The organism is Streptomyces mutabilis (assembly GCF_014649815.1).
Taxonomy (GTDB): domain Bacteria; phylum Actinomycetota; class Actinomycetes; order Streptomycetales; family Streptomycetaceae; genus Streptomyces; species Streptomyces mutabilis.
This window is the reverse complement of sequence record NZ_BMTT01000009.1, coordinates 33923-46142: the sequence shown is the minus strand read 5'-3', so window position 1 is coordinate 46142 and position 12220 is coordinate 33923. Positions and strand designations below refer to the sequence as shown.

11 protein-coding genes and 2 tRNA genes are annotated in these 12220 nt (G+C 69.5%); 8 read left to right on the top strand and 5 right to left on the bottom strand.

Annotation, left to right across the window (positions count from 1 at the left end; all coding sequences use genetic code 11):
• Positions 1–85: 85 nt before the first annotated feature.
• The 3 genes from IE142_RS19450 to IE142_RS19440 all read right to left on the bottom strand — a co-directional run bounded on the left by IE142_RS19450 (position 86) and on the right by IE142_RS19440 (position 766).
• Positions 86–158 (bottom strand) — tRNA-Gly (locus tag IE142_RS19450).
• A gap of 80 nt (positions 159–238) precedes the next feature.
• Positions 239–310: transfer RNA gene (locus IE142_RS19445), tRNA-Gly, on the bottom strand.
• Between the two features lie 138 nt (positions 311–448).
• Positions 449–766 (bottom strand): histone-like nucleoid-structuring protein Lsr2, encoded by a 318-nt coding sequence (locus tag IE142_RS19440; RefSeq protein ID WP_043382204.1) that lies wholly within the window; start codon positions 764–766, stop codon positions 449–451.
• 339 nt (positions 767–1105) lie between these two features.
• On the opposite strand from IE142_RS19440, the gene purS reads away from it, so the two are divergent.
• The 7 genes from purS (at position 1106) to purM (ending at position 8998) form a co-directional block, all read left to right on the top strand.
• The gene (gene purS, locus IE142_RS19435; RefSeq protein ID WP_043382202.1) at positions 1106–1378 is read left to right on the top strand and encodes a phosphoribosylformylglycinamidine synthase subunit PurS; all 273 of its coding nucleotides are present in this window, start codon (positions 1106–1108) and stop codon (positions 1376–1378) included.
• Complete coding sequence (gene purQ / locus IE142_RS19430) at positions 1375–2055, top strand: phosphoribosylformylglycinamidine synthase subunit PurQ (protein WP_061443786.1); 681 nt, start codon at positions 1375–1377, stop codon at positions 2053–2055. Before purS ends, purQ begins: the two co-directional genes overlap by 4 nt.
• Positions 2052–4310, top strand: coding sequence for a phosphoribosylformylglycinamidine synthase subunit PurL (gene purL / locus IE142_RS19425; RefSeq protein ID WP_191886935.1), 2259 nt, complete (start codon positions 2052–2054; stop codon positions 4308–4310). Before purQ ends, purL begins: the two co-directional genes overlap by 4 nt.
• A 360-nt stretch (positions 4311–4670) precedes the next feature.
• The gene (locus IE142_RS19420; protein WP_191886934.1) at positions 4671–5468 is read left to right on the top strand and encodes a maleylpyruvate isomerase family mycothiol-dependent enzyme; all 798 of its coding nucleotides are present in this window, start codon (positions 4671–4673) and stop codon (positions 5466–5468) included.
• A 44-nt stretch (positions 5469–5512) separates the two neighbouring features.
• Positions 5513–6298 (top strand): META domain-containing protein, encoded by a 786-nt coding sequence (locus IE142_RS19415; protein ID WP_191886933.1) that lies wholly within the window; start codon positions 5513–5515, stop codon positions 6296–6298.
• A gap of 62 nt (positions 6299–6360) precedes the next feature.
• The gene (purF, locus tag IE142_RS19410) at positions 6361–7887 is read left to right on the top strand and encodes an amidophosphoribosyltransferase (RefSeq protein ID WP_043382187.1); all 1527 of its coding nucleotides are present in this window, start codon (positions 6361–6363) and stop codon (positions 7885–7887) included.
• A 43-nt stretch (positions 7888–7930) separates the two neighbouring features.
• Complete coding sequence (gene purM / locus IE142_RS19405; RefSeq protein ID WP_043382183.1) at positions 7931–8998, top strand: phosphoribosylformylglycinamidine cyclo-ligase; 1068 nt, start codon at positions 7931–7933, stop codon at positions 8996–8998.
• Positions 8999–9076: 78 nt separating this feature from the next.
• Here purM and IE142_RS19400 read toward each other — a convergent pair whose 3' ends face one another.
• Together IE142_RS19400 and IE142_RS19395 are read right to left on the bottom strand one after the other, a co-directional pair.
• Positions 9077–9328 (bottom strand): DUF3073 domain-containing protein, encoded by a 252-nt coding sequence (locus IE142_RS19400; protein WP_019330669.1) that lies wholly within the window; start codon positions 9326–9328, stop codon positions 9077–9079.
• 324 nt (positions 9329–9652) lie between these two features.
• Positions 9653–10747, bottom strand: coding sequence for a Leu/Phe/Val dehydrogenase (locus IE142_RS19395; protein ID WP_191886932.1), 1095 nt, complete (start codon positions 10745–10747; stop codon positions 9653–9655).
• Between the two features lie 220 nt (positions 10748–10967).
• Here IE142_RS19395 and IE142_RS19390 point away from each other — a divergent pair, with 220 nt between their 5' ends.
• Positions 10968–11819 (top strand): DUF8083 family protein, encoded by an 852-nt coding sequence (locus tag IE142_RS19390; RefSeq protein ID WP_191886931.1) that lies wholly within the window; start codon positions 10968–10970, stop codon positions 11817–11819.
• The last annotated feature ends 401 nt before the right edge of the window (positions 11820–12220 follow it).

The following is a 12220-nucleotide window of genomic DNA, read 5'->3' as shown; positions in this document are numbered from 1 at the left end:
GACAAATGTCAGACGGAGGCTGTTCGGGGCACCGCATGGGCGCACGAAAAGACCCCGGTCACGGAGGACCGGGGTCTGATTCCCGAGCGGACGACGAGGCTCGAACTCGCGACCTCAACCTTGGCAAGGTTGCGCTCTACCAACTGAGCTACGTCCGCATTGCCCCCGACCGGCCTTCACCGATCGGTGCGAGCATCAGCCTACCTGATCGAATCGAGTGATCGGTACGGCGATGCAGAGCGGGTGACAGGAATTGCACACTGCGCCTTCCCCCTGGAAGGGGGATGTTCTACTACTGAACTACACCCGCGTGTTCCGTGAGCTGGGCCTTTCGGCCTCGCCCCTCGGCGTGCTCCAGACTTTAGCTGATCACCCGGGGTGCCGCGCAAGTCGGTTGCCGCGAGGGGCGGCTGGGCGGCCGTCGGCCGCCCCAGGCACGGGCGGCGCCTCACTGCGCCGCGGCGAACGCCTCGTAGACCTTCTTCGGGATCCGGCCCCGCGCGGGCACGTCCATCCTGTTCGCCTGCGCCCAGGCGCGGACCGCCGCCGGGTCGGGGGCGACCTCCGTCTGCCGGTACGCCTTGCCGGACCGCGACCGCTTGCGGCCGGCCGACACGAACGGTTCGAGGGCCTTGCGCAGTTTCCGGGCATTGGCTTCGTTCAGGTCGATCTCGTACATACGGCCGTCGACCCCGAAGGCGATCGTCTCCGCCGCTTCCGAGCCGTCGATGTCGTCAAAGAGAGTGACCACGACACGCTGCGCCACGAATATCGGTCCCTTCGTGCGGCACCTCCGCGATGACGTGCCAAGACGCCGCGATGATGCCGACTGTTCGCCTGTAATTGGGCAAGTATCGGCTAATGACATTTCATTTGTACAGTGCCCGGCATTGCAATGGGAAGCCCGACTAAATCTCTCCGCGTGTCCGCACACAATAGTTGGCCCCGGCTCGATCCGAGATCTTTCCCGAAGCTTTTCGCAGTCACCTCCTTCCGATACCCGATCGTGACAGGGGTCACGTAGTTTCCTCCAAGGCTACGCGCGTAGAATTTTTGTACGGGTAGTCTGAAGGAACCTGCTCAGCACCACACACCGGGAGTGCCAGTGGCACGCGTCGTAGTCGACGTCATGCTCAAGCCGGAGATCCTCGACCCCCAGGGCCAGGCGGTGCAGCGCGCACTGCCGCGACTGGGTTTCGAAGGGATCTCGGACGTCCGTCAGGGAAAGCGATTCGAACTGGAAGTGGACGGGCCCGTCGATGACGCAGCCCTCGCCCGCATCCACGATCTTGCGGAATCCTTCCTCGCCAACACCGTGATCGAGGACTTCACCGTGAAGGTCGAGTCCGCGGACGTAGTCGCGGAGGCCTCGAAGTGACCGCTCGTATTGGCGTCGTCACTTTCCCTGGCTCTCTCGACGACCGGGACACGCAGCGTGCGATCCGCGTCGCCGGCGCCGAACCCGTCGCCCTCTGGCACAAGGACAAGGACCTCAAGCAGGTCGACGCCGTGGTGCTCTGCGGTGGTTTCTCGTACGGCGACTACCTGCGGGCCGGCGCCATCGCGCGGTTCTCGCCGGTGATGGACACCGTCATCGACCAGGCCAAGGCCGGGCTGCCCGTCCTCGGCATCTGCAACGGCTTCCAGATCCTCACCGAGGCGCACCTGCTCCCCGGCGGCATGCTGGGCAACGACCACCTGCACTTCATCTGCCGCGACCAGAAGCTGCGGGTGGAGAACGCGGGCACCGCCTGGACCAGCGACTACACCGCCGGTCAGGAGATCCACATCCCGCTGAAGAACATGGACGGGCGGTACGTCGCCGACCGGCGGACGCTGGACGAGCTGGAGGCCGAGGGCCGCGTCGCCTTCCGCTACGTGGACTTCAACCCGAACGGCTCGCTCAACGACATCGCCGGCATCACCAACGCCGCCGGCAACGTCGTCGGCCTCATGCCGCACCCCGAGCACGCCGTCGAGCCACTGATCGGCACCGGCCGCACCGACGGCCTCCCGTTCTTCACGTCGATCCTCAAGAAGCTGGTCAACGCATGAGCCGGACGCCTCTGGACACGGTCGAGCACGCGGCCGAGACCCCCGACGTCGAGCTGCCCTGGGCCGAGCTGGGCCTGAAGAAGGACGAGTACGAGAGGGTCGTGGAGATCCTCGGCCGCCGCCCCACCGGGGCGGAGCTGGCCATGTACTCGGTGATGTGGTCCGAACACTGCTCGTACAAGAGCAGCAAGGTCCACCTGCGCCAGTTCGGCGAGAAGGCCCCCGAGTCCGACGCGATGCTCGTCGGCATCGGTGAGAACGCCGGTGTCGTCGACGTAGGCCAGGGCTACGCGGTCACCTTCAAGGTCGAGTCGCACAACCACCCCTCCTACGTCGAGCCATATCAGGGCGCGGCCACGGGCGTCGGCGGCATCGTCCGCGACATCATCGCGATGGGCGCCCGCCCGGTCGCCGTCGTGGACCCGCTGCGCTTCGGCGCCGCCGACCACCCGGACACCAAGCGCGTCCTGCCCGGCGTCGTCGCCGGCATCGGCGGCTACGGCAACTGCCTGGGCCTGCCCAACATCGGCGGCGAGGTCGTCTTCGACGCCTGCTACCAGGGCAACCCCCTGGTCAACGCCGGTGCCATCGGCGTCATGCGGCACGAGGACATCCACCTCGCCAAGGCGTCCGGCGCGGGCAACAAGGTCATCCTCTACGGGGCCCGCACCGGCGGTGACGGCATCGGCGGCGCGTCGATCCTGGCCTCGGAGACCTTCGACGACGCCAAGCCCTCCAAGCGCCCGGCCGTCCAGGTCGGCGACCCCTTCCAGGAGAAGCTCCTCATCGAGTGCACCCTGGAAGCCTTCCAGGAGAAGCTGGTCGTCGGCATCCAGGACCTGGGAGCGGCGGGCCTTTCCTGCGCCACGTCCGAGCTGGCCTCGAACGGCTCCGGCGGCATGCGCGTCACCCTGGACGACGTCCCCCTGCGCGACTCCACGCTCTCGCCCGAGGAAATCCTGATGAGCGAGTCGCAGGAACGCATGTGCGCGGTCGTCGAGCCGGGCAAGGTCGACCGCTTCCTGGAGATCTGTGAGAAGTGGGACGTCATCGCCACCGTGATCGGTGAGGTGACCGACGGCGACCGCCTGGAGATCTACTGGCACGGCGGCAAGATCGTCGATGTCGACCCGCGCACGGTCGCGCACGAGGGTCCGGTCTACGAGCGCCCCTACGCCCGCCCGTCCTGGCAGGACGAGCTCCAGGCCGACGACGCGAACAAGCTGCCCAGGCCGCAGACGTCCGACGAGCTCAAGGACCAGGTCCTCAAGCTGGTCGGCTCGCCCAACCAGGCCTCCAAGCAGTGGATCACCCAGCAGTACGACCACTTCGTGCAGGGCAACACGGTCCTCGCCCAGCCCGAGGACTCCGGCATGATCCGCGTCGACGAGGAAACCGGCCTCGGCGTCGCCATCGCCACGGACGGCAACGGCCGGTACGCCAAGCTCGACCCGTACACGGGTGCGCAGCTGGCCCTCGCGGAGGCCTACCGCAACGTGGCGACGACCGGCGCGAAGCCGCTGGCCGTCTCCGACTGCCTGAACTTCGGCTCGCCGGAGGACCCGGCGGTCATGTGGCAGTTCGCGGAGGCCGTGCGCGGTCTGGCCGACGGCTGCCTCCAGCTCGGCACCCCGGTGACCGGCGGCAACGTCTCCCTCTACAACCAGACGGGCGAGGCCGCCATCCACCCGACCCCGGTGGTCGCGGTCCTCGGCGTCATCGACGACGTGGCCCGCCGCACGCCGGTCGCCTTCCAGGAGGAGGGGCAGCTGCTCTACCTCCTCGGCGACACGCGTGAGGAGTTCGGCGGCTCGGCCTGGTCCCAGGTGATCCACGACCACCTCGGCGGCCTGCCCCCGAAGGTCGACCTGGACCGCGAGCGCCTCCTCGGCGAGATCCTGATCTCCGCCTCCCGCGACGGCATGATCGACTCCGCACACGACCTGTCGGACGGCGGTCTGGTCCAGGCGGTCGTCGAGTCGGCGCTGCTCGGCGGCAAGGGCGCGCGTCTGGTCGTACCGGACGGGCTCGACGCCTTCACCTTCCTGTTCTCGGAGTCGGCGGGCCGCGCGGTCGTCGCCGTCCCGCGCTCGGAAGAGGTCCGCTTCAACGACATGTGCGGTGCCCGGGGCCTGCCGGCCACCCGCATCGGTGTCGTGGACGGGGACGCGGTGGAGGTCCAGGGCGAGTTCACGCTGCCCCTGACGGAACTGCGCGAGGCCCACGAGGCAACGATCCCGGGGCTGCTGGCGTAGTCGCCGATCCCCGAGAGTTCGAGGTCCCGTCCGGTTCCGGGCGGGACCTCGGCGTTTCAGCGGACGTAGCTCTTGAGGATTTCCGTGTCTTCAATGCCGACCGGGGCGGGAGGATGACCGGATCGCCGAACACGCGTACATCGCGGTAGCCACCAACCTGCCGGTCCCGGGGGCGGCGGAGGCGATCGTCCCCCACTCGTCCACCGACATGTGGGACGTGTGCTCGGCCATATCCGTCGTGTTGCACCTCCTTCCAGGCGCGGACCAGTGTTTCCGGGGTCCGGCGCTTCGCGTGCGGTTTCCGCTTCCGGACACACGTACGGGTGACTGTCCGCCCGCACCCCCGCATAAGCTCCCCGCATGCCCGCAGCCAAGAAGCGTGCCCGCGCCTACGACCCCGCCCGCACCCGCACCGCCGTGCTCGCCCAGTTCGGGAACATACGGGCGGCCGTCCGCACCCTCACCCCGGACCAGCTGGCGCTGCCGACGCGGCTCGGCGACTGGACCGTGCGGGAGCTGGTCGCGCACGTCGGCACGGCGCTGACGGCCGTGGACCGGTTGCTCGGTGAACCCGAGCCGGTGCGGCAGGACGGACACCTGCTCGACTGGCCGTTCGCCATCACCGCCGACGCGGACGGCATCGCCGCCACCGCCCGGCGACTCGCGGCCGAACACCCCGACCTCGACGCCCACCTCGCCGAGGCCGAGCGGCGCTTCGCCGAGCGCCTCGACACCCACCCCGGTACCCGGCTGCTGCCCACCTGCGCCGGCGCCCTCCCCCTGGCCGACTACGTCGTCACCCGCACCGTCGAGCTGGTCGTCCACACCGACGACCTGAACGCCGCCGTGCCCGGCCTCGACGTCCCGTACGACCGGCAGGCGCTGGCCGCCGCGACCCGGCTGCTTGCCGACGCGCTCGCCGCGAAGGCGCCCGGCGGCTCGACGGAGGTGCGGATTCCGCCGTACGCCGTCGTGCAGTGCGTCGAGGGCCCCCGGCACACCCGGGGCACCCCGCCGAGCGTCGTCGAGACCGACCCGTTGACCTGGGTTCGGCTGGCGACCGGGCGGCTGACCTGGAAGGACGCCGTGGGCTACGCGACCGTCAGCGCGAGCGGGGAGCGTGCCGACCTCGCGGGGCTGCTGCCGCTGCTCAGCTGAGCGGAAGAGGGGAACCAGATCCTCCGCGCCTCCGTCGTATCGGCATGTACAGGCAGAAGCAGCAGCGCAGCATCCCCCTGACCGTGGCCGCCGTCGCCGCGCTCGTGCCGCTCGCGGCGGCCTGCGGCACCGAGAAGGCCGACGGCGGCAGTGGCTCCGTCGGCGCGGGAAAGCCCGTCACCGGCGTCCAGTGGAGCATCGACTCCGTCACCGTGGACGGCGCCACCCACAAGGCGCCCGACTCCGCCCGGGTACTGATCCACGAGAGCGGGGAGGCGGTCGGCAGCACCGGATGCAACACCTTCAGCGCCCGCGCCGACGTCGACGGCGAGCGCGTCCGGCTCAGCGACGCCGTGTTCACCGAGAAGGGCTGCACGGACACGCCCCCCGCCTTCGAGAAGTCCCTCGGCCGGGCCCTCGACGCCGATCTCACCGCCGAGACCCGGGGCGAACGGCTCACCCTGACCACCGCCGACGGCGACACCGTCGAACTCAGCAAGCCGAAGGACGCGTCCCTGCACGGCACGGAGTGGACCGCCACGTCGGCCGACGGGAAGAGCCGCACGCAGCTCACCTTCGACAAGGACGCGAAGACCGTCGCGGGCCGCCTCCCCTGCAACCACGTCAACGCGAAGGCCACGGTCGGCGACGGTCACATCACCCTGGGCGCCCCGACGACGACCCGAATGATGTGCGAAGGCTCACTCATGGACGCCGAGAAGCGGATACTGGGCTTCTTCGAGGGTCGGGTCGATTACCGCATCGATCATGAAACCCTCACGCTGACCAGGGAAGACGGCGAGATCCTGAGGGCCTATGCCGAGCAGTGACCCGGTCGCGAGTCCCTGTCCCCAATTCGGACCAGTGGTCGACCTCGCCTACACTCGGAGGCGTGCCACGTGGTGACGGTCGACTCAATCACGATCTGCTTCCCGGCGAGAAGGGCCCCCAGGACGCTTGTGGCGTCTTCGGTGTCTGGGCTCCGGGCGAAGAGGTCGCAAAGCTCACGTACTTCGGGCTCTACGCCCTCCAGCATCGGGGCCAGGAATCCGCGGGAATCGCGGTCAGCAACGGCTCCCAGATCCTCGTCTTCAAGGACATGGGCCTGGTTTCCCAGGTCTTCGACGAGACCTCCCTCGGTTCGCTCCAGGGTCACATCGCGGTCGGACACGCCCGCTACTCGACCACCGGCGCCTCCGTCTGGGAGAACGCCCAGCCGACGTTCCGTGCCACCGCCCAGGGCTCCATCGCGCTCGGGCACAACGGCAACCTCGTCAACACCGCCCAGCTCGCCGAGCTGGTCGCCGACCTGCCCAAGCAGGACGGCCGCTCCACGCGGGTCGCGGCGACCAACGACACCGACCTGATCACCGCCCTGCTCGCGGGTCAGGTGGACGACGACGGCAAGCCGCTGAGCGTCGAGGAGGCGGCCGGCAAGGTGCTGCCCCAGGTGCGCGGCGCCTTCAGCCTCGTCTTCATGGACGAGCACACCCTCTACGCCGCCCGTGACCCGCAGGGCATCCGCCCGCTGGTACTCGGCCGCCTCGAGCGCGGCTGGGTGGTCGCCTCCGAGTCCGCCGCCCTCGACATCTGCGGCGCCTCCTACGTCCGCGAGATCGAGCCCGGCGAGTTCGTCGCCATCGACGAGAACGGCCTGCGCACCTCTCGATTCGCAGAAGCGAAGCCCAAGGGCTGTGTCTTCGAGTACGTGTACCTGGCCCGCCCGGACACCGACATCGCCGGCCGGAACGTGTACCTCTCCCGGGTGGAGATGGGCCGCAAGCTGGCCGAGGAAGCTCCCGCCGAAGCCGACCTGGTCATAGCGACCCCGGAGTCCGGCACGCCCGCCGCGATCGGGTACGCCGAGGCCTCCGGCATCCCCTTCGGCGCCGGCCTGGTGAAGAACGCCTACGTCGGCCGCACCTTCATCCAGCCCTCGCAGACCATCCGCCAGCTGGGCATCCGCCTGAAGCTGAACCCTTTGAAGGAAGTCATCAAGGGCAAGCGGCTGGTCGTCGTCGACGACTCCATCGTCCGCGGCAACACCCAGCGGGCCCTGGTCCGCATGCTCCGCGAGGCCGGCGCCGCCGAGGTCCACATCCGGATCTCCTCGCCGCCCGTGAAGTGGCCCTGCTTCTTCGGCATCGACTTCGCCACCCGCGCCGAGCTCATCGCCAACGGCATGAGCATCGACGAGATCGGCACCTCGCTCGGCGCCGACTCCCTGGCGTACATCTCCATCGACGGCATGATCGAGGCGACCACCATCGCCAAGCCGAACCTGTGCCGCGCCTGCTTCGACGGCGAGTACCCGATGGAGCTCCCCGACCCCGAGCTGCTCGGCAAGCAGCTCCTGGAGACCGAGCTGGCCGCCGGGCCCGCCGCGACGGCCGCCGCCGACGCCATCCGTCGCCCGTAGCGCCGCGCACCACCTGCCGTACGACACAAAGGTTCTCATCGTCATGTCTGACACAACTGGTGCCAGCTACGCAGCCGCGGGCGTCGACATCGAAGCGGGCGACCGCGCCGTCGAACTCATGAAGGAATGGGTGAAGAAGACCCGGCGCCCCGAGGTCCTCGGCGGCCTCGGCGGTTTCGCCGGCCTCTTCGACGCCTCCGCCCTCAAGAACTACGAGCGTCCCCTGCTCGCCTCCGCCACGGACGGCGTCGGCACCAAGGTCGACATCGCCCGGCAGCTGGGCGTCTACGACACCATCGGCCACGACCTGGTCGCCATGGTCATGGACGACATCGTGGTCTGCGGCGCCGAGCCGCTGTTCATGACCGACTACATCTGCGTCGGCAAGGTCCACCCCGAGCGTGTCGCCGCGATCGTGAAGGGCATCGCCGAGGGCTGTGTGCTGGCCGGATGCGCCCTGGTCGGCGGCGAGACGGCCGAGCACCCGGGCCTGCTGGGCGCGGACGACTTCGACGTCGCCGGCGCCGGTACGGGCGTCGTGGAGGCCGACCGGCTGCTGGGCCCCGACCGCATCCGTGAGGGTGACGCGGTCGTCGCCATGGCCGCCTCCGGGCTTCACTCGAACGGGTACTCGCTCGTCCGCCACGTCCTGCTGAACGAGGCAGGCCTGTCGCTCGACGCCCACCTGGACGGCCTCGGCCGCACCCTCGGCGAGGAGCTGCTGGAGCCCACCAAGATCTACTCCCTGGACTGCCTGGCCCTCACCCGCACCACCGAGGTCCACGCCTTCAGCCACGTCACCGGCGGCGGCCTCGCGGCCAACCTGGCCCGCGTGATCCCCGACGGCCTGCACGCGACCGTCGACCGGTCCACCTGGACCCCGGGCGCGATCTTCGACCTCGTCGGTACGACGGGCAAGGTCGAACGCCTGGAGCTGGAGAAGACCCTGAACATGGGTGTGGGCATGATCGCGATCGTGCCCGAGGAGTCGACGGACGTGGCACTGGCGACACTGGCCGATCGCGGTGTGGACGCCTGGGTGGCCGGCGAGATCACCGACCGCGGCGACCACGAGTCCGGCGCGGCCCTCGTCGGCGACTACGCCGCCTGAGCCGCTGCGGTACCCGCGGGTAGCACAGAACCCGGTCGGTGACCTGAGTCACCGACCGGGCGGGTGTTCAGTGCGAGGTCAAGCGCCGCGACGTTGTTGCGGGGACTGGCCGTCCTCGTCCTCGTCGTCGTCCTCGTAAAGGTCGGCGTACCGTGCGTACACGTCGTCGTCCTGCTCATCGTCCTCGAACCGCTCGCCGTTAGGCGGTTGCGGACTCGACGTCGATGCGCCCAGCTCCTCGGCCAGGCGGGAGAGATCAGTCCCACCGCTGTTGTACTTCAGCTGGCGGGCGACCTTCGTCTGCTTGGCCTTGGCCCGGCCGCGCCCCATGGCTCGACCCCCTCAACGACGGGGCTCGACGGCCCCAGAGTCTTGACACGCGTTCATGGTCCGGAACGGGCTCTCCGTGGAGAGACCGGTCCGTAGGGCTCCCACGGTACCTGAGCCCACGCCCATACGGTACGTCGCCCGCAGGACGTGGCCGCGCCCAGGACCGGCGAGGCGCCCCGTCCTCGCTGGTCAGGGGCGATTTTAACCACCTTTCGACGGTCGACCCGCCGGGATAAGTGAGAGTTCTCTCCAACTGCCCTCCGGCGGGTACCGCTCAAACTTTCGAATACCGGGCGCCCGGGATGCCGCCCGGTCACCGTCCGGTCACCGCCGGGTACGTGCCTCGGCCATCCGCTGCTCGGCGATCCGGTCGGCCGCCGCGGCCGGCGGGATGCCGTCCTCCTTCGCACGTGCGAATATGGCCAGCGTGGTGTCGTAGATCTTCGCGGCCTTCGCCTTGCACCGGTCGAAGTCGAAGCCGCGCAGCTCGTCGGCGACCTGGATGACGCCACCGGCGTTCACCACGTAGTCCGGCGCGTAGAGGATGCCGCGGTCGGCGAGGTCCTTCTCCACGCCCGGGTGGGCGAGCTGGTTGTTGGCCGCGCCGCAGACCACCTTGGCGGTCAGCACCGGCACCGTGTCGTCGTTCAGCGCGCCGCCGAGCGCGCAGGGGGCGTAGATGTCCAGGTTCTCCACCCGGATCAGCGCGTCGGTGTCGGCGACGGCGATTACCGACGGGTGCCGCTCGGTGATGGACCGCACGACGTCCTTGCGCACGTCCGTGATGACGACGTGGGCGCCCTCGGCGAGCAGGTGCTCGACCAAGTGGTGGCCGACCTTGCCGACGCCCGCGATGCCGACGGTGCGGTCGCGCAGCGTCGGGTCGCCCCACAGGTGCTGGGCGGCGGCCCGCATGCCCTGGTAGACGCCGAAGGAGGTGAGGACGGAGGAGTCGCCCGCGCCGCCGTTCTCCGGGGAGCGACCGGTCGTCCAGCGGCACTCGCGCGCCACGACGTCCATGTCGGCGACGTAGGTGCCGACGTCGCAGGCGGTGACGTACCGGCCGCCGAGCGAGGCGACGAACCGGCCGTAGGCGAGCAGCAGCTCCTCGCTCTTGATCCGCTCCGGATCGCCGATGATCACGGCCTTGCCGCCGCCGTGCTCGAGGCCGGCCATGGCGTTCTTGTACGACATCCCGCGCGCGAGGTTCAGCGCGTCGGCGACCGCCTCCGCCTCGCTCGCGTACGGGTGGAAGCGCGTACCGCCGAGCGCGGGGCCGAGGGCGGTGGAGTGGACGGCGATGACGGCCTTGAGGCCGCTGGCCCGGTCCTGGCAGAGCACGACTTGCTCATGGCCACCCTGGTCCGAGTGAAACAGGGTGTGCAGTACATCAGCAGGTGCGCCGTTTACGTCGGTCACGGTGGTGACTCCTGTGCAGTCGCGGCGGGTGTGAGACCTGTCCCCAAGGGGTGGCGGGGACTGTGGCACGAGATTAGAGCCTGCCGGGGTCCCCCCGCCGCACAGTGCTCAGGATCACCTCCGCACGGAGTACGGGCGTGCGACGATTCGCTCAGGTTCCCGCGCGTTTGTGATCGGTTCCGGCAGGTTTTCGGGGCGGTGCGCGGGGGAGGGAGCAGGCGTGCCCAAGGTGTCCTCGGTGATCGTCCCCTACGCGGCGTATCTGCGTGTGTACGAGCCGCTGGCCGCGTTCCCCGACGACGAGCGCGCCCACTGGACCCGCTACGCCCGCCGCACCGACCTGCCCTCCTACCAGGACGAGCTTCGCCGCTCCCTGGCCGACCTGCTGCCCACTCCGCCCGTCGCGGTGCCGGTGCACGAGAGCGCCGACGCCTTCGTGACCGAGGTCGACGGCGTGGTCTGCGTCTGCCCCTGGCGGACCCGGCTGCGCGGCTGGCAGGCCCTCGGGGAACTGGCCGAGGACTTCCCGGAACCGGTGCTGGACGCCCTGCTGCCCCCGGTCGTACGCCGCGAGAGCGCACAGGACTACGCACGGTGGCTGGAGCGCAACCCGGACGCCCGCCCTTGGATCCGCACCGCCACCTGGCAGGTGCCGATCAACTGGTTCGTGCTGGTCTCCGACGCCGAGCGGGAGTACGAGGAGGGCGGCGAGGGCGAGGGTGCCGCCGCGCCGGTGCTGCGCTACCGGACGCCGATGGTGCAGGCCCGGCGGCGGGTGGCGCGGGGTCTGCGGGCCCTCAAGGAGGCCATGGACGAGGGGCCGCTCATCGACGGCCTGGTGGACGTGGGGCGCTGGCTGGAGGAGTTCCACCCGCGCTCCCTGGTCGAACTCGACTACGGCGGGCTCGTGCACGCCCTGCCCGCCGGTGAGTTGGAGGAGGACCACTCCGCTGCGGATGTGGCCGAGGGCATCGAGGCGCTGCGGCACGGTGACGGGGCCACGGCGGGGGCGGCGTACGGGCGGCTGGTGCAGCGCTGGCGGGCGGTCCGGGACCGGCGGTCGGCGAACTGACGTTTGACGTACCGCCCGATGTGAGGTTTCGTCTTCCGATCCGACACTCGCCCGGTGTGGGCTGAGGTTTTGTCAACAAGGGACGTAGGTCCCGATCCGGGCGTATGAGTCAAGCGTGACGGACCGCACGTACATCACTCTTGCGCCTGTTCCCCCTCCTCGTGCCAAAATAGGACAAGGAGTCCGGGGAGGGCTTGTTCCGTCCCGTTGTGATGCACTGTGGGCGGAATCCTGGGTTTGCACGCTTTGGGGGGTCTGGTGACGCCTGATCGTCCTGTGACTGATCGTCACAGTGGCGTGACTGTCCGCTATGGCATGGTCCATCGGCTTCCGTCGCTGATGAACACCTGGGAGGGCAATTCCATCGGTTTGGCCGACGCGGCTGGACAGATGGTGTAGTT

What these genes read in the sequence shown, in the direction of transcription:
- purM (WP_043382183.1), top strand. Translation starts at nt 7,931, where the DNA reads ATGTCTGACACAACTGGTGCCAGCTACGCAGCCGCGGGCGTCGACATC.
- IE142_RS19400 (WP_019330669.1), bottom strand. Translation starts at nt 9,328, where the DNA reads ATGGGGCGCGGCCGGGCCAAGGCCAAGCAGACGAAGGTCGCCCGCCAG.
- IE142_RS19415 (WP_191886933.1), top strand. Translation starts at nt 5,513, where the DNA reads ATGTACAGGCAGAAGCAGCAGCGCAGCATCCCCCTGACCGTGGCCGCC.
- purL (WP_191886935.1), top strand. Translation starts at nt 2,052, where the DNA reads ATGAGCCGGACGCCTCTGGACACGGTCGAGCACGCGGCCGAGACCCCC.
- IE142_RS19420 (WP_191886934.1), top strand. Translation starts at nt 4,671, where the DNA reads ATGCCCGCAGCCAAGAAGCGTGCCCGCGCCTACGACCCCGCCCGCACC.